The sequence below is a fragment of the Leeuwenhoekiella aequorea genome (assembly GCF_004104375.1).
GTDB lineage: Bacteria > Bacteroidota > Bacteroidia > Flavobacteriales > Flavobacteriaceae > Leeuwenhoekiella > Leeuwenhoekiella aequorea.
On record NZ_QOVM01000001.1, the window covers coordinates 675,391 to 694,054 of the forward strand.

At 35.7% G+C, this 18,664-nt stretch carries 22 protein-coding genes; 10 read left to right on the forward strand and 12 right to left on the reverse strand.

Annotation, left to right across the window (positions count from 1 at the left end; genetic code table 11):
* Positions 1–103: 103 nt before the first annotated feature.
* A complete protein-coding gene (locus DSM00_RS03015; RefSeq protein ID WP_128756533.1) occupies positions 104–409 on the forward strand; it encodes a phosphoribosylpyrophosphate synthetase in 306 nt (101 codons plus the stop codon).
* A complete protein-coding gene (locus tag DSM00_RS03020; protein ID WP_128756534.1) occupies positions 409–744 on the forward strand; it encodes a tRNA-binding protein in 336 nt (111 codons plus the stop codon). The genes DSM00_RS03015 and DSM00_RS03020 overlap by 1 nt, the downstream gene beginning before the upstream one ends.
* Before the next feature lie 105 nt (positions 745–849).
* On the opposite strand, the gene DSM00_RS03025 is transcribed toward DSM00_RS03020, so the two are convergent.
* Complete coding sequence (locus DSM00_RS03025; RefSeq protein WP_128756535.1) at positions 850–1,344, reverse strand: nuclear transport factor 2 family protein; 495 nt, start codon at positions 1,342–1,344, stop codon at positions 850–852.
* A gap of 429 nt (positions 1,345–1,773) precedes the next feature.
* On the opposite strand from DSM00_RS03025, the gene katG reads away from it, so the two are divergent.
* Complete coding sequence (gene katG, locus DSM00_RS03030) at positions 1,774–4,014, forward strand: catalase/peroxidase HPI (RefSeq protein WP_128756536.1); 2,241 nt, start codon at positions 1,774–1,776, stop codon at positions 4,012–4,014.
* Between the two features lie 80 nt (positions 4,015–4,094).
* Here the strand turns inward: katG and rlmF are convergent, their stop codons facing one another.
* The 3 genes from rlmF to DSM00_RS03045 form a co-directional block, all read right to left on the reverse strand.
* Complete coding sequence (gene rlmF, locus DSM00_RS03035; protein WP_241652343.1) at positions 4,095–5,018, reverse strand: 23S rRNA (adenine(1618)-N(6))-methyltransferase RlmF; 924 nt, start codon at positions 5,016–5,018, stop codon at positions 4,095–4,097.
* Positions 5,019–5,058: 40 nt separating this feature from the next.
* The gene (locus tag DSM00_RS03040; protein WP_128756538.1) at positions 5,059–5,436 is read right to left on the reverse strand and encodes a PH domain-containing protein; all 378 of its coding nucleotides are present in this window, start codon (positions 5,434–5,436) and stop codon (positions 5,059–5,061) included.
* A 163-nt stretch (positions 5,437–5,599) separates the two neighbouring features.
* Positions 5,600–6,112: a VOC family protein gene (locus tag DSM00_RS03045; RefSeq protein ID WP_128756539.1), complete on the reverse strand. Its 513-nt coding sequence runs from the start codon at positions 6,110–6,112 to the stop codon at positions 5,600–5,602.
* A 118-nt stretch (positions 6,113–6,230) separates the two neighbouring features.
* On the opposite strand from DSM00_RS03045, the gene DSM00_RS03050 reads away from it, so the two are divergent.
* Complete coding sequence (locus DSM00_RS03050; protein ID WP_128756540.1) at positions 6,231–6,542, forward strand: winged helix-turn-helix transcriptional regulator; 312 nt, start codon at positions 6,231–6,233, stop codon at positions 6,540–6,542.
* 29 nt (positions 6,543–6,571) lie between these two features.
* On the opposite strand, the gene DSM00_RS03055 is transcribed toward DSM00_RS03050, so the two are convergent.
* The 7 genes from DSM00_RS03055 to DSM00_RS03085 all read right to left on the reverse strand — a co-directional run bounded on the left by DSM00_RS03055 (position 6,572) and on the right by DSM00_RS03085 (position 12,303).
* Positions 6,572–7,609, reverse strand: coding sequence for a serine hydrolase domain-containing protein (locus DSM00_RS03055; RefSeq protein WP_128756541.1), 1,038 nt, complete (start codon positions 7,607–7,609; stop codon positions 6,572–6,574).
* A 195-nt stretch (positions 7,610–7,804) separates the two neighbouring features.
* Positions 7,805–8,365, reverse strand: a complete 561-nt coding sequence (locus DSM00_RS03060; protein WP_128756542.1) for a thioredoxin family protein — start codon at positions 8,363–8,365, stop codon at positions 7,805–7,807.
* Between the two features lie 10 nt (positions 8,366–8,375).
* Positions 8,376–9,893, reverse strand: coding sequence for a 2,3-bisphosphoglycerate-independent phosphoglycerate mutase (gene gpmI, locus DSM00_RS03065; protein ID WP_128756543.1), 1,518 nt, complete (start codon positions 9,891–9,893; stop codon positions 8,376–8,378).
* Between the two features lie 135 nt (positions 9,894–10,028).
* Positions 10,029–10,796: a M48 family metalloprotease gene (locus DSM00_RS03070; RefSeq protein WP_128756544.1), complete on the reverse strand. Its 768-nt coding sequence runs from the start codon at positions 10,794–10,796 to the stop codon at positions 10,029–10,031.
* A gap of 32 nt (positions 10,797–10,828) precedes the next feature.
* Positions 10,829–11,560, reverse strand: coding sequence for a M15 family metallopeptidase (locus DSM00_RS03075; protein WP_128756545.1), 732 nt, complete (start codon positions 11,558–11,560; stop codon positions 10,829–10,831).
* Positions 11,557–11,997, reverse strand: a complete 441-nt coding sequence (locus tag DSM00_RS03080) for a GNAT family N-acetyltransferase (protein ID WP_241652344.1) — start codon at positions 11,995–11,997, stop codon at positions 11,557–11,559. Before DSM00_RS03080 ends, DSM00_RS03075 begins: the two co-directional genes overlap by 4 nt.
* Positions 11,998–12,009: 12 nt before the next feature.
* A complete protein-coding gene (locus DSM00_RS03085; protein ID WP_128756546.1) occupies positions 12,010–12,303 on the reverse strand; it encodes a GNAT family N-acetyltransferase in 294 nt (97 codons plus the stop codon).
* Between the two features lie 32 nt (positions 12,304–12,335).
* On the opposite strand from DSM00_RS03085, the gene DSM00_RS03090 reads away from it, so the two are divergent.
* Entirely contained in the window at positions 12,336–12,767 is a 432-nt protein-coding gene (locus DSM00_RS03090) for a GNAT family N-acetyltransferase (RefSeq protein WP_128756547.1), read from the forward strand.
* A 3-nt stretch (positions 12,768–12,770) separates the two neighbouring features.
* Here the strand turns inward: DSM00_RS03090 and pepE are convergent, their stop codons facing one another.
* Positions 12,771–13,475 (reverse strand): dipeptidase PepE, encoded by a 705-nt coding sequence (gene pepE, locus DSM00_RS03095; RefSeq protein ID WP_128756548.1) that lies wholly within the window; start codon positions 13,473–13,475, stop codon positions 12,771–12,773.
* A gap of 119 nt (positions 13,476–13,594) precedes the next feature.
* Here pepE and DSM00_RS03100 point away from each other — a divergent pair, with 119 nt between their 5' ends.
* The 5 genes from DSM00_RS03100 (at position 13,595) to DSM00_RS03120 (ending at position 18,568) form a co-directional block, all read left to right on the forward strand.
* Complete coding sequence (locus DSM00_RS03100) at positions 13,595–14,371, forward strand: peptidase associated/transthyretin-like domain-containing protein (RefSeq protein WP_128756549.1); 777 nt, start codon at positions 13,595–13,597, stop codon at positions 14,369–14,371.
* A gap of 115 nt (positions 14,372–14,486) precedes the next feature.
* Positions 14,487–15,260, forward strand: coding sequence for a peptidase associated/transthyretin-like domain-containing protein (locus tag DSM00_RS03105; protein WP_128756550.1), 774 nt, complete (start codon positions 14,487–14,489; stop codon positions 15,258–15,260).
* Between the two features lie 83 nt (positions 15,261–15,343).
* Positions 15,344–15,844 carry a DUF6702 family protein gene (locus tag DSM00_RS03110; protein WP_128756551.1) on the forward strand — a complete coding sequence of 167 codons (501 nt, stop codon included), beginning with the start codon at positions 15,344–15,346 and terminating at the stop codon, positions 15,842–15,844.
* A 65-nt stretch (positions 15,845–15,909) separates the two neighbouring features.
* Entirely contained in the window at positions 15,910–18,210 is a 2,301-nt protein-coding gene (locus tag DSM00_RS03115; protein ID WP_128756552.1) for a M1 family metallopeptidase, read from the forward strand.
* Positions 18,211–18,289: 79 nt separating this feature from the next.
* Complete coding sequence (locus tag DSM00_RS03120; RefSeq protein ID WP_128756553.1) at positions 18,290–18,568, forward strand: Sec-independent protein translocase subunit TatA/TatB; 279 nt, start codon at positions 18,290–18,292, stop codon at positions 18,566–18,568.
* Positions 18,569–18,664: the final 96 nt, after the last annotated feature.

The following is an 18,664-nucleotide window of genomic DNA, read 5'->3' on the forward strand; positions in this document are numbered from 1 at the left end:
CCTATTAGTAGCGTAAGTATTGTAAAGTTACAAATACTAAAGTTGTTTTAATTATTTGGGGGCATTCCTACACCTTCGTAACTTTAATCTAAATCAAATAATTATGAAAAATACATATAGTTCGCTTTCAGTAGCAATAGAAGCTTTAAAAGCTAAAGGGTACGATACAGATTTTAATCTAGTAGATGAAGGAATTGAGTCAAAACATCTTAAAAAAACCTGGAAAGCAGAGCAGATAGAAGTAGAAGAGTCTTTCAGGTTTGAAGGAATGACAAATCCAGGAGATAACAGTGTTCTTTATGTAATTAACACAAAAAGTGGAGAAAAAGGGTTACTTGTTGATGCTTATGGCGCCTATAGTGGTCAAATCTCTCAAGAAATGATTCAGAAACTGAAGATTGAATATTAATGAGTGATCTCAAATGGTCAGAATTTGAACGCATTGAAATGCGGGTAGGTACAATACTTACTGTTAGCGATTTCCCTCAAGCAAAAAAACCGGCGTACCAATTGCAAATCGATTTTGGTGAGAAAATAGGTGTTTTAAAAACTTCAGCACAAATTACAACACAATATGACCGTGCTAAACTTGTAGGAAAACAGATCGTTGCTGTAATAAATTTCCCTAAGAAACAAATTGCAAATTTTATGAGCGAGTGTCTCATACTTGGTGCAGTTGATGACTCTAATGTAACTCTACTTAGTCCAGATATGCCTGTAAAAAATGGCCTACGAATTGGTTGAAAATTTTACTAAATACTGACTAATGTTTAAATAAAAAAATCTCAAATGCGTTTTTAACGTATTTGAGATTTTTTAGTTAATGTGAGGCGATAAATTGAGTTATAATTAAAGCTGCGTATGTTCAAAAGTTCTCATTTTCTGTAAATAGAGAGATAGTTTTTTACTTGACTCCTGCTGAATTTTAAGTTTCATATAATCGCTCCATCCCAATAATAGACCTTTTACTCCTAAGGCTTGTCTCGACCATTTCCAAAGATTAAAATGATCTGTATGTTGGAGAATTTTTCCATTCTGAAAATAAAATGTGCCTACTACGTGATTAACAACTTTTCTGCGATTGGGCCCAAAATAATATGTCGCTACCCATTTTGCACTACCGGTGTAATCATCTGCCTGAATATCTTCATACTTAATAGTTAGGTCATCTCCTCCACGTTCGATGAGCATGTGCCACATCGCACGAACCCGATCTCCCTTAATATGACCAAAAGCAGGATCAGCAAACGTAATATTTTTGCCATAACATGCGGTCATTTCTTTGGGATTATGATCTTTAAATGATTTGTAGAAGGTGTTAAGCAGTTCTTCGTTTGGATGCATAGAGTTGTATTAATTACTAAAGATGCGACAACTTATTTAAATAATTTTTTTATTTTCAATTAGCTACCTATTAATACGATTAAACGAAATATAGACTTTAATCTGTGATGTCATGATGTGTGACAAATACTATTGTCCTAAAAATGAATTGTAATGCTCACTAAGTGAAAACTTAAAGATAAGATGACCTGAATTTTTTAATTTTTTCTTAATTTACTAGATATTGTAGGGTATCAAGTATCAAAATTTGATAAAACGATAAATGTTGCTGGATAACTGGCACTTATTTTAATTCATATATTATGCATAAGTTGCAGTCAGTATAGAATTTAGTTATCTAAACATAAAAAGTATAAATTAAAACTATGCCTTTTTTAGGCTTTAATTAAAGTTCTTTACATTCTCTAAAAGTAAAAAATTCAATCTATTATGGAAAATCAAAATAATCATGATCATGGTACAGACGGGAAAGTCTGGGATGTGAATGAATCAGAAGCAAAATGTCCTTTTTTAAATGGTGAAATGCATCATACAACTGGAGGAGGTACTACAAACCGCGATTGGTGGCCAAATCAGTTAAAATTAAGTGTATTGCGTCAAAATTCAGAGCTTACCAATCCAATGGATCCTGATTTTAATTATGCAGAAGAATTTAAGTCTCTAGATCTGGAGGCTGTAAAGGAAGATTTACGTCATTTAATGACAGATAGTCAAGATTGGTGGCCGGCAGATTACGGTCATTATGGTCCGTTTTTCATCCGTATGGCTTGGCACAGTGCTGGTACTTACCGTATTCAAGATGGTAGAGGTGGAGCAGGTACTGCACAACAACGTTTTGCACCATTAAATAGTTGGCCAGATAATGCAAACTTAGATAAGGCTAGATTACTATTATGGCCTATTAAAAAGAAATATGGTAAAAAATTATCTTGGGCAGATTTATTAATCCTTACAGGTAATGTTGCTCACGAATCAATGGGCCTTAAAATGTTTGGTTTTGCCGGTGGTCGTGAAGATGTTTGGGAACCTGAAGAAGTATATTGGGGAGCAGAATCTGAGTGGTTAGGTAACGAATATCGTTATGCAGGTGGAGATTTAGAAAAGCCATTAGGTGCTGCGCATATGGGTCTTATATATGTTAACCCAGAAGGACATAATGGTAATCCTGATCCAGTTGAGGCTGCTCAGTACATTCGTGAAACGTTTGGCCGTATGGCTATGAATGATTATGAAACTGTAGCACTAATCGCTGGTGGTCATACATTCGGAAAAACTCACGGTGCCGCAGATCCTGCTGTTTATGTAGATGCAGAACCTGCAGCTGCTGGTATTGAGTCACAAAGTATGGGTTGGAACAACCGATACGGTTCAGGAAAAGGAGCAGATACAATTACAAGTGGTCTTGAAGGAGCGTGGACAGATACTCCGGTACAATGGAGTCATACTTATTTTAATAACCTATTTGGTTATGAATGGGAATTAACTAAGAGTCCGGCTGGAGCGCACCAGTGGAAACCGGTTAATGATGGTGGAGCAGGTACGGTGCCAGATGCACACGATCCAGACAAGAAACATGCTCCATTTATGTTGACTACAGACCTTTCTTTGAAAATGGACCCTGAATATGAAAAAATATCAAGACATTTTCATAAGAATCCACAAGAGTTTGCAGATGCATATAGCCGTGCGTGGTTTAAGCTTACTCACCGTGATATGGGACCAAAAGAACGTTACTTAGGACCAGAAGTTCCTCAGGAAGAATTGATTTGGCAAGATCCTATTCCTGCTGTTGATTACGAGCTTGTGAATAATGATGATATTGCAGGCTTAAAATCTTCTATATTAGCTAGTGGTCACAATCTTTCAGAATTTATTTCTACAGCTTGGGCTTCTGCATCTACTTTTAGAGGTTCAGATAAGCGTGGTGGTGCAAATGGTGCTCGTGTACGTTTAGCTCCTCAGAATAATTGGGAAGTAAATAATCCACAGCAATTAAAATCAGTTTTAGAAACTCTAGAAAGAATTCAAAACGATTTCAATAATTCTCAAGGTGGAAATAAGAAAGTCTCTTTAGCAGATCTTATAGTTCTTGCGGGTTCAGCAGCAGTGGAGAAAGCGGCTAGTGATGCAGGTTACTCGATTTCAGTACCGTTTAGAGCAGGTAGAGCAGATGCTTTTGCAGAGCAAACAGATGTAGAGGCTTTTGAAGCATTAGAGCCTATTGCAGATGGATTTAGAAACTATCTAAAAGAAGGAGTAAAGGTTACTGCTGAAGAATTATTAGTAGATAAAGCAAACTTACTAACTCTTACAGCTCCTGAAATGACTGTTTTAGTTGCTGGTATGCGTGTTTTAAATACAAACTTTGACGGCTCAAATAAAGGAGTATTTACAGATAAGCCGGGAACTCTTTCTAATGATTTCTTGGTATCAATTACAGATCTAGGGATTACATGGAAAGCTACTTCAGATTCAGATGCAATATTTGTAGGTAGCGATCGCAGAACTGGCGAAGTGAAATATACGGGAACCAGAGCAGATTTAATTTTTGGTTCTAACAGTGAACTAAGAGCCCTTGCTGAAGCGTATGCTGCAGATGATGCAAGAGAAAAATTTGTAAAAGATTTTGTGAAGGCTTGGGATAAAGTAATGAACTTAGATCGTTACTAATAAGTAAAATAGCGTTAAGATGGAAAGGGTAGCCAGTTGGCTACCCTTTTTTTTGATACTAACTAAAATTTTTCAAAAAACTATTCCTGAAAAGACCAGGCTACAATACGGCTTGATTTATTTCCGGTTCCCAGTGGGATGGTTTTTAATACGTTTACCTCTGCTTTTCTAAGCTGCTTGTAAATACTCTTCAAATTATCTTGTTTAGAGACTAAAGTCGTAAACCATTTGCATTGTGTGCCTCTCGTTTTACTTTGTTTAATCATTATTTTGATAAACTCTACCTCACCACCTTCTGTGATTAATTCATTGCTTATTCCTGCAAAATTCAATTCTGGTTTGGAGTTAGTAGAACCTGTAAGATTTTTTGTTTTTCTACGGGTACCTCTCAAAGCATCTTCTTGAGATGCGTGAAAGGGTGGGTTGCACATGGTAAAATCAATTTTATCATCAGGATTGAGAATACCATTAAAAATACTGTCTGCATTTTTTTGTAATCGCAATTCAATTTTACCTTTTAAGGAATCGTTAGCTTCAATAATGTTTTCTGCGGAAGCAATAGATTTTGCATCAATATCAGTAGCTATGAAACTCCAGTCATATTCGGTGACACCCAGAATAGGGTAAATCAAACTTGCTCCTGTACCTATGTCAAGTCCTTTGATTTGACTACCTTTTTGGAGTTCGCCAGTACCTTCACTTAACAAATCGGCAATAGCGTGTAAATAATCGGCGCGTCCCGGTATAGGTGGGCATAGATTAGCATCAGGGAAATCCCATTTTTCTATTCCGTAATAATGATTAAGTAAGGCCTGATTGAGTAATTTTACAGCTTCAGCACTTGCAAAATCAATAGATTCTGTACCGTACTTATTAAGTTTTATATGTTTTCCTAACTCAGGAGCTACATTTACAAGAGCTTTTAAATCATACGGTTCACGGTTGCGATTGCGCGCATGTAGAGTTGATTTTATAGTAGGTTTGATGGATTTATCTTTCTTCAAAATAGCTGTTAGGATTAGTCTATAAAATTAGTATTATGCATCACATCACTTTCTGCGCTAGCAAGCGCTGAACTGCATATACATCTATACTTTTATTAAATTTTTTAGAAACCGATGGCATATCTTCACTCGAGATCCAGATTTTTAATTCGGCATCCAAGTCAAAGGTACCTGCGGTCTCTAGTGAAAATCTTGATATATTTTTATAAGGCAAAGACTTATATTCCATTTTACTGCCGGTTAAACCTTGTACGTCTATAAGGATTAAACGTTTATTTGTAAACATAAATACATCGCGGAATAGTTTAAAGCCTAGCTCTACAGTTTCCGTTTCAATAAGTAACCTACCGTATTTTTGAGTAAGTTCTTCAGATGATACTTCACTGGCGTTACCCAGTATATTATTAAATAATCCCATTTTATTCTTATTTAAATTTCTTTTAATAACTCGACATTACGCTTGTGACGTTGCTTTGTAAATCTAGCGATTAGGTCTTTAGTTTTCCAGAAGGATATCATAAAAACTAAAAAACTGCAGAATCGATTACGAAACTGCAGTTCTATTCTTTATACAAAGAGTCTTATTTTGAGTAAGCTCCTGATGAATACGTTAATTCATAAGAGTGCGTATAAATCTCAAATACAATCCCAAACGGATCTTCTACGTAACACATTTTAAAGGGCTTGTCTTCTGGGTAATATTCACGAATAGGCATACGTTGCTTTCCGCCGTAAGAAACTATCTTCTCTATTAATTCTTCAATATTAGGATCCTGAACACAGAAGTGAAAAAGACCGGTATTGAACGGGTTAAATTCTGGAGCTTCTTTTACGCCGTTAGGAAATGAAAACAATTCAATACCCACGCCGTTTGAAGTTGCTAAATGAGCGATTTCAAAAGTTTCCCAGTCATCCCCGAATACATCAATACACATTTGTCCAATAGCAGTATCTTTTTCTTTCTTTACTAGAGAAGGTTCCATAATCGTATACCATCCCATAACTTCAGAATAAAACTCTACTGCTTTCTGTATATCTGGTACCGTAATTCCTATGTGAGAAAATGCTTTCGGATAATTTTTAGTTGTCTTCATAATCTTGTTTTAGACTACAAAATAAGTATATATTTGCTTTAATAACAATAACTTACCTAAAAGTAGTATAGTAACCAAAACGAGTTAATTACTGAAAATCAGCCGATTAGAATAGCCAATGAATACTGATAATTATTGTCCGCTAAATTATACGATGAATTTAATAGGAAGTAAGTGGAAGCCTTTGGTTTTGTTTCATTTACTTGAAGGTCCATTACGTTCTGGAATGTTGCAGAAAAAAGTACCTGAAATATCAAATAAGATGTTTACGCAGACCGTTCGCGAATTAGAAAAGGATGGTTTAATTGCTCGGAAAGTATTTCCTGTAGTTCCCCCAAAAGTAGAATATACCTTGACTGCACGCGGCAAATCTTTAGAGTCTATTTTAAAAGCCTTAGATCAATGGGGGTTGGAAGACTTGAAAAAATAGCTTTAATATTAATATGTCAAAATAATTACTTAATAATCTCTGCGCTCTACAATTTTTAAGATTCTGCCATAACTGATTTCTGCTAAATTCCATTCATAACCATTGAAATCGGTGGTGTTATTAAATTGAATAATAACAGTATCAATATCTTCATGATATTTTGCAATACTTTGATAACCCGGAAGTAAACCCGTGTGCTCATACTCATAAATACTGGTGTAAATTTCTTGTTCGCCCGCTTCAAATACAGACCCATCATTTAATGCTCTTATAAAAACACCCACGTCTTCTGCCGTGGCTATCATTAACCCGGTTTCTTCGGTTTTTAAATCTTCTTCAATTCCTACATAATACCCACTCATCAAATTAGCGATGTCTATATCCTGAATAGATCCATATGTATTTGTAAGATTTAGTGGAATTAAAATTTCTTCCTTGATGAACTGTTTATGGCTATATTCTACTGTTTTGTCAATAAGATCTGAAATTAACATGTAGTTTGTATTTGAATATCCGTAGTCTGTATCGGGATCAAAATCTGCCGGTAAGTCTAAGGCATAATTAAGAGTTTCTTCCTTGCTAGAAGGCGGATTGATATAATAATCGGGATGATCTACAAAGTTAGGAATACCACTGCGGTGTTGTAACATCATCCGTAAAGTGATTTCATTAGAATTTTCTATTCGGTCGGCTAGTTCAGGGAAGTATTCAGCTAATGTTTTATCTAATGATAAACGATTTGCCTTAACTAATTTTGTTGTAGCTACGGCTACATAAAGTTTTGTGATACTAGCAATTTTAAATAAAGCTTTAGGATTTGCAGGTATTTTGTTTTTTCGGTCGTGCCAACCAGCAGCATAAAATTCAGGTGCTTTATCACCTTGATCTATATATACGATCATACCGTCAAAACCGTAATTTAGCGCCTGATCCAGTTGTTCTTGTACGGTTTCGGGAAGAGGAAGTATCCATGCTTTTACTAAAACCCATGGTACAAAGTATAAAGAACCTATACTTGCGGCAATAAAGAGGATTCTAAATACTTTTTTTAATTGTTTTTTATTCATTTTCTAAAGGAGAAACATGTTAGATTCTGCTAATTTAATGAATTCAAAATCAAGCGAACTGATAAATATTATCTGTTAAATCTTCAGATGCTAAATCGAAAGACTACAAAATTTATTAAGGTTAATAATCTTCATAAATAATAAGAGCGACAATTTTTGGATTGTCGCTCTTGTAGTATAAATAGTTAAGAAGTCTTATTCAGAATACGCGTGTTCATACGCTTCACCTTTTAAAATCTTAAGCATATCTTGTTCCAGACTTTCTATAGGATATTCTACAATACGGCCTAGTTCTTTGCCATCCTTGCTAAATATAAATGTAGGAACTCTTATAATATTCTGACCATTTTCAAGTCCTTCCGGAGTTTTACGCTCTCGATTTACGGTAATTAAATTAATAGCTTCTGTCTTATTTACAACATCCAGAATCTTATAAAAGTGTGGCGTCTCACGCTTACTATCTTCACACCAGGTCCCCATAAAAATTGTTATATCGACATCAACTAATAATGTCTTTAACTCCTGAATGAAGCTGGTGTCTACTCCATAATTCTCATAACCGGAATTAAACCACATTCCAAATTTTTCTGTCTCTAAAGTGTTGCGTTTTGTAGGGCCCGTAATAACATCCTCATCTTGTTCTACAAGCATTTGTTCTGTGGGTTCCGATACTTGCTTAGCAATTTGATTCTTTGCTTTGCAGCTCACTAGTACCGTGACAAAAACCATTATGACCGCGTATCTTAAGTTTTTCATAGCAACTTTTCTATCTAACTAGGCTCTCCTGATCCATTACCGCAGGTTTTGCTATACCCATCATATCAAGAATAGTTGGAGCCACATCTCCTAAAATTCCGTTTTCAACAACCTTAATTTCGTTATCGACAACAATAATAGGTACCGGGTTTGTAGTATGTGCGGTATTTGGAGAGCCATCTTCATTTTGCATTGTTTCACAATTACCATGATCTGCAATAACAATGCTGCTGTATCCATGTTCTAGTCCGGTTTCAACTACCGCCTTTGCGCAAGCATCTACAGTTTCTACAGCTTTAATAGCTGCTTCTATGATACCCGTATGACCTACCATATCCGGATTTGCAAAATTAAGACATACAAAATCGGCTTCTTCTTTTTTCAATTCTGCTACAATTTTGTCGCGAACTTCAAAAGCACTCATTTCGGGCTGTAAATCATAAGTAGCTACATTAGGTGATTTTGCTATAAGGCGCGTTTCCCCTTCAAATGGTAATTCTCTTCCTCCAGAAAAGAAAAAGGTAACATGAGGATACTTCTCTGTTTCAGCAATGCGTATTTGCTTCTTGCCTGCATCGGCGATAACTTCTCCGAGCGTATTTACCAGATTGTCTTTATCAAATATTACGTGGATATTTTTAAAAGTCTGATCATAATTAGTCATTGTCACATAATACAGGTTCATCTTCTGCGTGTTCTGTTCTGCAAAATCTTCCTGAGATAGCATTCGTGTTAATTCGCGTCCACGATCTGTACGATAATTAAAAAAGAGCACCACGTCATTCTCTTTAATTTGAGCAACCGGTTTATCGTTTTCTGTAACTACTATAGGCTCCAAAAATTCGTCTGTAATACCGTTGATGTAGCTTGCTTTAATGACAGCAACAGGATCATTACTATGTGTACCTATACTATGTACTGATGCATCATAAGCTTTTTTAACACGCTCCCAGCGAGTATCTCTGTCCATTGCAAAATACCTACCGGTTATAGTAGCTAATTTTGCACCATTATTTTGTGCATAATGATCCAGATCTTCAATAAATGCCGCTCCGCTTTGCGGGTCGACATCGCGACCGTCTGTAAAAGCGTGAACATATATTTCTTTGATACCTGCCTCGTAAGCTGCTTTTATTAACCCCTTAACGTGGTCAATATGAGCGTGAACCCCACCATCAGAAACTAAACCTAATAAATGAACGGGTTTATTATTTTCTTTAGCATAAGCAAAGGCTTTTTCAAGCTCGGGTTGCTCGCGTAATTTGTTTTCTTTAAGTGATTTATTGATTTTTGCAAAATCTTGATACACAATGCGACCGGCACCCAAATTCATATGACCTACTTCACTATTTCCCATTTGCCCATCTGGCAATCCCACGTTGCCACCGTGTGTGAGTAATTGAGCATGTGGGTATTTTGTATAAAGACTGTCTATAAATGGAGTTTCAGCAAGATCAACCGCAGAAACGTTTTTATTAGGTGCAAATCCCCAACCATCGAGGATCATTAGTATAACTTTTTTGTTCATGATTTGTGTGTTGTTCTACAAAGATAAGGACTTAACAAATCAATGGCTAAAAGTTTAAACAGCAATCACGATAGCGTTTGAAATTCTTCTAGAAATAGTTGTAAAAAATAACTGCAGTAAGAAGTTTACTATGAGTTAATTTATGCGATATTTCTTAATAGCTGCCTGTATTTTCTCAATACGATTTTCAGGATCTGGATGCGAACTTTGAAACTCAGGAACACTTTGGCCACCACTTGCTTCTTTTAAAATTTGCATTACCTCAATAAGGGCTTCTGGATTATAACCGGCTTCGATCATAAATTTAACTCCTAAGTCATCACTTTCTAATTCATCGCCACGACCATTTTTTAATAATAAGGTTTGACCTATTTGTGAAGCAAGCATACCCGCATCTGCACCTACCTGAGCTCCTGTAGCAACAGTATTTGCAAGTTCGCTTTGTGCTATACGTTCTGCAGAATGCCTGCCTACAACGTGACCAATTTCATGACCTAAAATCCCGGCAAGTTGATCTTCGCTATCCAGGCGCTCCATAAGAGCGTAGGTAATAAATATCTGACCACCCGGCAATGCAAAGGCGTTTACAGTATTGGGATCACGTAAAAGATGAAACTCATATTCATAAGGTGTTTCTCGAGCAATAGTATTGTCTACAAGCTTTTTACCTACTTGATCTACAAACTCCTGTAATTGAGCATCCGGGTGAAGACCTCCATGTTGTTCTGCCATAATAGGGGCATTTTGTAAACCAATTGCTATTTCCTCATCGGTAGATAAGTTTATCGCCTGTGTGCGACCAGTATATGGGTTTTCTTCCTGACTCCCACAATACCGAACTAATCCAAATGCTACTATGGCCACTCCTAAAACAATTTTAAGCGATCTTCCTCCTAATTTCATAATGTCTGATTGTTATAGGCTATTGCCTGTGTTTATAATAATTTTGGATTGATGTCTAAAATGTTTTCATTGCGGTAAGCAGTTATGAATTCGCTTGTAAAAGCTTCACTACCTAGGAGTTTTTTTTGCTGAAGAATATGAGTAATATCAAGTTTTTTAAACTCATTTAAATAGCCTTTTGAAAGTGGAGCATAGCTAAAATGCCAAGGTTCATAATTGAACCCTTTTCTACCGTAATCATTCGTATAAACTTCGATAAAACCGAAAGATTCTGCATATTTATCTAACCAGGCTTTGAGTTCGCAAAATGGTCCATTTCCGTGAAATTTTTTAGGATCTAAAACATTTGTTGTTATTCCTGTTCCACCTTGTATAATGTCAAGATCAGTAGCCCAATGATGTCGGGATGTTCCGGGAATCGTACTGTATTCTATAATTTTCTCTATAGCTGCAATTTTTGATAAACCGCTGCTGGTGTAATTTTTAAACTTACGTTCCCAAATGCGATTTTGATGTGCATAATTGCGGTAGCTAGAAACCACTTCTATACGCAATCCGTCTTTTTTTGCTGCGGCCGATAATTTTTCAAAAGCTTCGGAAGCTTCGGGTCGCAAACGGTAGCCATTTTTTTCAATGAGTTTAGGGTTTCCTTGACCTAATAGCTCAGATTCAGGTAGGTTGATAGCCGCACTAAGTGTATTAGGAAATAAACTCAAAGCTGTTATGCCTAAAGCCGTGTTTTGAATAAAATGGCGTCTTTTCATTGTAATTTTTTGGAAAGTAAATAATGCACTCCTACATTTTCAATGTCAAAGGGTAAACCACTTATCGTAAAACCTTTCCGCAGATAAAAATTAAGTGCTTTGATACGGGCATTGCACCATAATACTTCTACTTTTAATTGCTTAAGCTTTTCTTCCCCGGCATCTATAAGTAAGCCGCCCAACTTCTTTTTTTGATGGGATTCTAAAATACCCATTCCGCGTAATTGATATTGTCTACCCGTAAATTGAGAATTTTGGTTGTTCATAAAACTGGCGACGCCTACTAGATTATTAGAATCAAATAAGCCTAAATGCAAAGTGTCTGCATTTAAATCCCCATCCATAGAGCAAGTAGCTAAAGGTCTATCAGCTCTTAGAACAGGATGACGAACCGCCCAAGTTTCTTGAGCGGTAATTTCTTTAATTGTATATGACAAACCGATTAACTATTAATTTGCGCGTACATCTGCGTACTCTGGATGCTCATCAAATTTTACCTCTGCAAAAGGGCAAAGAGGTTCAATTTTAATATTTTTTGAGCGCGCATATTCTACTGCTCGTTCCATAAGTTTACTTGCATATCCTTGACCTTCATACTCCATTTTAGTCTCGGTATGATCTATAAGAATCGTGTTTGCGTCCTTTATTGTATAGGTAAGCTCAGAAATTATCCCGTTTTCACCTTCAATTAAAAAAACTCCTCTAACGTCATTTTCTTTGTGTTGAATAGTTACTGAATCCATTATTTTTACGTTTTAGACTAAATTAAATAATTATGAGCAAACTTAATGTCAAGAGATTGTATAAGGAAGACATTAACAACTTTTTACCACTCATACAAGAGTTGATGGGGCATCGATTAGACGATGCTATTTTAAAAGAACGATTTAAAGAAATGTTTGATCATAAATATGAATGTCACGGTATTTATGTAGATGAAACACTTGCTGGAGTATTTGGTCTTTGGTTTGCAACACGTCATTATTGTGGTAAAACCTGTGAGCAGGATCACGTATATATAAAACCAGAATACCGAAGTATGGGTTTAGGCAAACAAGTCTTTAAATGGATTTATAATTATGCTAAAGAGAAAGGTTGTGAAACGGCAGAATTAAACAGTTACGTTGAAAACTACCCAAGCCACAAATTTTACCTAAACGAAAATTATGTCATTAAAGGATATCACTTTTTAAAAAGCCTTGACTAGTATTTAATCAAAATTTATAATAGAGCCAGTTTCTAGTTCATAAGGTGCTTTACCTGCTTCAAAAATACGAGCACTAAAGTCACCTTTAAGTATGTTGGTTTTATCTTTAACCGCTATCCAACTTCCTTCACGCAGGCCTACTACGGGTAGTGTGTTAAACTGGTGAAATTCTGCTATACGAGTTTCACGTGTTTCTCCCATATGTTGACTGCCAGACACAGGATCTAAATAATGCGGATTTATATTAAAAGGAACTGCACCTATTGTTTTAAAACTAGGAGGGTAAATTATAGGCATATCATTGGTAGTCTGCATCGACACACCAGCTATATTTGTGCCAGCACTTGTACCTAAATACGGTAGGCCCTCAAATATGCGTTTGCGTAATGTGGCAAATAAATCAAATTTGTATAATTGATCAACAAGTAAAAACGTATTACCACCGCCAGTAAAAACAGCTTCAGCTTCTTCGAGTGCAACTTTTGGATTGTCAAATTCGTGAAGCCCTACAACTTCGATATCCAGTTTATCAAATGCTTCTTTTGCTTTTTCTGTATACAAATCGTGAGAAATTCCTCCCGGTCTGGCAAAAGGGATAAATACTAAGCGTTCTGCTTTTTCAAAATGCGTATTAAGCTCCGGCAAAAGGTAATCTAAATAGGATCCGCCAAAAACGGTAGAGGTACTTGCTAGTATTAAATTTTTCATAGTTGCAGTTTTGATTCAAAGTTAAGTTTAATGGGCATTTAACAAAAATTTACAGGCTTTTTGATTAAAAAATTAACTTACTTGTCGTTACTTATAATTGTAAAATAACACACTTACCTATGAAATTTTATACGCTTATATTTTTATGCTTATTGGGCATCTATCCAGCTATAGGACAGCAAGTCGCACGTGTAATGGTAGGAGGCCAGATACTTGTTCCTGCAGGTGATGATCCTAGCGGAATTGTCATTTATAATGAGACTTCTATGCGTGGTACTATTACTTCCCTTGAAGGTACTTTTGAAATTGCGGTTGCAAAAAATGATGAGATTGTAATACAATCTGTACAATTTGCGCCGGTGACTGTACTTGTCGATAAAGGAATTGTAAACACTAAGAAAATGAGCATTACGTTGCGTGAAACTGTAAATGTTCTAGATGAGATTATAGTTACGCCTTACGATCTTACCGGTGATATTATTGCAGATGTTAATCGCATTCGGGTAATTGAACCTGTACCTTTTAGTGCAAAAGATATACGCATCGAGGATAGTCAATATGATAAAAACTCACCTGCAGAAAATGTAGCTATAGATAATGAGCGTTGGAGATACGGACTCAATTTTGTAAATATTTTTAAAGCAGTTTTTAATATCAATAAAGATAATGCTGATATTGAGAGTAGTGCAGAAGATGAACTTGCTGCGATGTACTCAAATCAATTTTTTCAAGAGAATTTGAATATTGAAAAGCAATCTATTGGCGCTTATATGGATTATGTTGCGGCAAATGGTCTAGATAAAGAAATGCTTGAAAATGGAAACGAACTAAATCTCATTCAATTCTTAATCGAAAAGCGAGATGACTTTATTAAAATTCAGACTCAAAATGATTAAGTAGACGTGCAACTTTTATATACTTGTCACGTATTTAAGAAAACAAATCATTAGTCCACTATCTCACGTGTTTAGGAATAAGCAATACTTTCTATTTTTTGTACTCTTCGGTAGTATGCTTATACCTTTGCATATTCAGGGGCAAGAGGCTATTCAGTTAACTGGTAAAATCACTAATGATTCTATAGATCACGAGTATCTACATGTTCTCAATTTAACCTTGCAAAAAGGGACAATAACAAATGAAAAAGGTGTTTTTAGAATTCCAGTGCGCGAGCAGGATACACTATATATATCAGCCGTACAGTTTAAGCCAAAGGAAGTTGTAATTACTTCAGAAATTATAGCTAAAAACTTTCTAAAACTAGAGCTTGAAACTAATGTTACCGAACTCGAAGATGTAAACATTAGCGATATAGATTTAAGTGGAAGGCTTGGGGATGATATGAATATCCCAAAAGTTGAGAAACCATTCAATCCTGCAGATGCAGGTCTTCCTGTATATACAGGTCCCATCATTACGCAAGAAGAGCGTAAACTATATACTGCAACTCATTCTGGTGGAGGTATCATACCGGTAAATGCTGTTATAAATGCAATTTCTGGACGTACTAAAATGCTAAAAAATCATGTTCGTATTTCTAATATGGAAATAAGAGTTCAAAAAGCACGTAATCTAGTTTCAGACAGCACATATATTTATCAGCTCAATATTCCAGCAAAATATATTGATGATTTTGCGCATTATATTTATCAGGACAAAACTGAAAACCTTCAGATAGCTTCAGAGGATAATCCGTTATCCTTAATTGAACTCCTAATGGATCAGGCACCATTATATCTTCAGTTTAAGCAAATAGATGGTGTTAATCTTCAGAAAAAGGAATAATCTAATTTTTGGAATATATTTTGTTCAGATAGATTTGAAAAAAAGTTTAAGACTTCTTTTAAAGTTTTAATTTTATAAAATCTATGAAAAAATTACTTGTTTTAATTCTCGTAGCTCTACCATTAATGGCTGCGAGCGCCCATAAATATTATTTTAGTGTAACTCAGGCAGACTACGATGTAAAGTCTAAATCTCTAAAAATAGTTACGCGCGTGTTTTATGATGATCTGGAAAAAGTTTTTCAAGAACGTTATGACAAATCCATCAAGGTAGATAAAACTTATGATCAGGAAAAATTAGATGCCTACATTCAAAAATACTTTAATTCAAAGTTCATTGTCTCAATAAATGGCAAAGAGCAGAAGCTATCCTATATAGGTCATAAGGATGAAGTTGACTACGTGGTATGTTTTGTGGAAGTTAAGAACATTACTAATCCTCAATCTATAGAAATTGAAAATACTTTGCTGATGGATATGTTTCCAGATCAAAAGAATGTGATACATCTTCAAGTGGGCAACACCAAGAAAAGTTACCTGCTTAACAAAGAAAATGATAAAGCAATGTTAAAACTTTCTGAATAATTTATTAACATATACCTAATCTTTACTTTTATAGAATTCAAAAGCACAAAATCGAATTACAATTTATGAAACAAATCAAGTACACATTATTTAGTTTGATGTTTCTAGCAGCCTCTGTAGGTTTTGCTCAGGAAGCACCAGCTAAAGAAGAACGCCAGGCTGGGCACACAAACACTAATAAGTTTAGACAACTTTATAATGAATTTGCTACGCCTAATCAATTCCGTACGGCTTCTGGAGCCCCAGGACCTGCATATTACCAGAATGAAGCTGATTATGAAATTAAAATTGAGCTTAATGATGATAATCAGACCATAAGTGGTTACGAGACCATTACATACAAAAATAATTCACCAGATAAATTAGAGTATTTATGGGTGCAATTAGATCAAAATATACGCAAAAAAGATTCTCCTGCACTAGAGAAAGATGGTAGCGGATTAGCACCGGTAAACCAACCTGGTTCAATTGTGAATAGTTATATGAAAGAACCTTTTGATGGGGGGTTCAATATTTTAGAAGTTACTCAAGACGGGAAGCCTCTAAAGCATATGATAAATTTCACAATGATGCGAATAGATATGCCACAACCACTAGCGCCAGGTGAGGAATTTGAATTTAGCGTAAAGTGGAATTTTAATATTGTTGAACATACTGTAGACAGAGCACGCTCTGGTTATGAAAGTTTTCCTGACGGAAACAAAAACTATGTTATTGCACAATTTTTTCCAAGAATGTGTGTATACAATGATGTAGAAGGATGGCAAAATTATCAGTTCTGGGGTAACGGTGAGTTCGCACTACCTTTTGGCGATTATGATGTAGAAATTACAGTTCCTGCAGATCATTTATTAGACGGTACGGGGGATCTTGTGAATAGAAAAGAGGTGTACTCAAAAGAAATGATGAGCCGTTGGGAGCAAGCTCAAAAGAGTTATGACAAGCCGGTTATCATTAGATCACAAGCAGAAGCTGTCGAAATTGAAAAAGGTCGTAGTAAAGCAAAGAAAACCTGGAAGTTGCATGCCGATAATGTACGTGATTTTGCATTTACATCTTCTCGCAAGTATATAATGGATGCTCAAGCGGTTAAGTTTCCTAAAGGAGATGTAATGGCTATTTCTATTTATCCTAAAGAAGGTAACCCGCTTTGGGAAGAATATTCAACCAAAGCTGTGGTACAAACTTTAAAGTCTTATTCAAGAATGACTTTTGATTACCCATACCCTAAAGCTATTTCTGTACACGGTCAAAATCAAGGGATGGAATATCCTATGATATGCTGGAATTATGGTCGCCCAGATGAAGATGGTTCTTATAGCGATCGTACAAAATATGGTATGATCAGTGTAATTATTCACGAGGTAGGTCATAACTTTTTCCCAATGATCGTTAACAGTGACGAGCGCCAGTGGGGTTGGATGGATGAAGGTATTAATACTTTTGTACAATATGTAGCAGAGCAAGATTTTGGAGAGAATTTTCCTGAGGCAATAGCACCAAATTCGAAGTATCCTTCACGTCGTGGAGAGCCTTCAAAAATAACAGGTTATATGGGTGGCGATCAAAATTTTATCTCGCCTATCATGTCAAATCCTGAAAATGTTTATCAGTTAGGAAACAATGCCTACGGAAAACCTGCAACTGCGCTTAATATTTTAAGAGAAACAGTTATGGGTCGTGAGTTATTTGACTATTCTTTTAAAACTTACGCACAACGCTGGATGTTTAAGCATCCTACACCTGAAGATTTTTTCCGCACGATGGAAGACGCTTCTGCTGTAGATCTTGACTGGTACTGGAGAGGTTGGTTTTATACAACCGAGAATGTTGATATGGGTGTAGAAAGCGTTAAATCATATTACTTAACAAATAAACCTACAGCTGCTGGTAAAGAAATGCTTGCAAGATATGGTGCAGACCCTGCTAATGTAGACGCTGTTTATGTTGTTGAAGAAGGTGGTGAAGATTATGATGCAGCTATGAAAGGTAAGGCTGTTACTGAAAATGCGCCTAACCTTAATGAGTTTATGATGGATAACTTTACACCGGCAGAACGTGCAAAGTTAAAAGCACCAAAACATTTTTACGCAGTAACATTTAATAAGCCGGGCGGGATACCTATGCCTATTATTGTTGAATATAGTTATGCAGATGGTTCTAAAGAGAAAGTTACATATCCTGTACAGGTATGGCGCAAAAATGATGCGGCAGTAACAAAAGTTCTTGCAACAGATAAAGAACTTGTAGGTGTTATGCTGGATCCTAATTTAGAAACTGCAGATGTTGACGTTACTAACAACAGCTGGCCAAAACAAGAGCCGGTAAGCGAATTTGATAGCTTTAAAGAAGGTTCTGAAGATTAATTAATTTAAGAATTAATTACATTAAAAAGCCGGTGATCTTTCATCGGCTTTTCATTTTTCCCCATATATTTGTAGAACTATGAATATACCATTTTTTATTAGCGGCGCAGAAATAGGCTTTATCGTTTTTATCATTGTAATGGTATTTGGCGCTGATAAAGTTCCTGATATTGCAAGAGGTCTCGGTAAGGGAATGCGTACTTTAAAAAACGCTACAAACGATATCAAAACTGAAATTACTAAAAGTGCAGATAAGCAGGGAATCAATACAGACATAGCAAAAGATGTCAAGAAAGAAATTGATGATGCCAAGAAGCACATAAGCGAGATTACAGGAAGTGTAAAGCGTAATCTGTAAACTATCAACACATTATACTTATAGTTGAATTAGATAATTATTAATAATAAGTATACTTATTGAATATTGCTTAGTTTTATTATTATTTCTGTAAGG

Coding starts and splice junctions, on each gene's coding strand:
- DSM00_RS03090 (WP_128756547.1), top strand. CDS start 12,336: ATGAGCAAACTTAATGTCAAGAGATTGTATAAGGAAGACATTAACAAC.
- DSM00_RS03105 (WP_128756550.1), top strand. CDS start 14,487: ATGCTTATACCTTTGCATATTCAGGGGCAAGAGGCTATTCAGTTAACT.
- DSM00_RS03050 (WP_128756540.1), top strand. CDS start 6,231: ATGAATACTGATAATTATTGTCCGCTAAATTATACGATGAATTTAATA.
- DSM00_RS03085 (WP_128756546.1), bottom strand. CDS start 12,303: ATGGATTCAGTAACTATTCAACACAAAGAAAATGACGTTAGAGGAGTT.
- DSM00_RS03070 (WP_128756544.1), bottom strand. CDS start 10,796: ATGAAATTAGGAGGAAGATCGCTTAAAATTGTTTTAGGAGTGGCCATA.
- DSM00_RS03120 (WP_128756553.1), top strand. CDS start 18,290: ATGAATATACCATTTTTTATTAGCGGCGCAGAAATAGGCTTTATCGTT.
- pepE (WP_128756548.1), bottom strand. CDS start 13,475: ATGAAAAATTTAATACTAGCAAGTACCTCTACCGTTTTTGGCGGATCC.
- DSM00_RS03025 (WP_128756535.1), bottom strand. CDS start 1,344: ATGCATCCAAACGAAGAACTGCTTAACACCTTCTACAAATCATTTAAA.
- DSM00_RS03055 (WP_128756541.1), bottom strand. CDS start 7,609: ATGAATAAAAAACAATTAAAAAAAGTATTTAGAATCCTCTTTATTGCC.
- DSM00_RS03015 (WP_128756533.1), top strand. CDS start 104: ATGAAAAATACATATAGTTCGCTTTCAGTAGCAATAGAAGCTTTAAAA.
- DSM00_RS03075 (WP_128756545.1), bottom strand. CDS start 11,560: ATGAAAAGACGCCATTTTATTCAAAACACGGCTTTAGGCATAACAGCT.
- DSM00_RS03060 (WP_128756542.1), bottom strand. CDS start 8,365: ATGAAAAACTTAAGATACGCGGTCATAATGGTTTTTGTCACGGTACTA.
- DSM00_RS03115 (WP_128756552.1), top strand. CDS start 15,910: ATGAAACAAATCAAGTACACATTATTTAGTTTGATGTTTCTAGCAGCC.
- DSM00_RS03045 (WP_128756539.1), bottom strand. CDS start 6,112: ATGAAGACAACTAAAAATTATCCGAAAGCATTTTCTCACATAGGAATT.
- katG (WP_128756536.1), top strand. CDS start 1,774: ATGGAAAATCAAAATAATCATGATCATGGTACAGACGGGAAAGTCTGG.
- DSM00_RS03110 (WP_128756551.1), top strand. CDS start 15,344: ATGAAAAAATTACTTGTTTTAATTCTCGTAGCTCTACCATTAATGGCT.
- DSM00_RS03100 (WP_128756549.1), top strand. CDS start 13,595: ATGAAATTTTATACGCTTATATTTTTATGCTTATTGGGCATCTATCCA.
- DSM00_RS03020 (WP_128756534.1), top strand. CDS start 409: ATGAGTGATCTCAAATGGTCAGAATTTGAACGCATTGAAATGCGGGTA.
- gpmI (WP_128756543.1), bottom strand. CDS start 9,893: ATGAACAAAAAAGTTATACTAATGATCCTCGATGGTTGGGGATTTGCA.
- DSM00_RS03040 (WP_128756538.1), bottom strand. CDS start 5,436: ATGGGATTATTTAATAATATACTGGGTAACGCCAGTGAAGTATCATCT.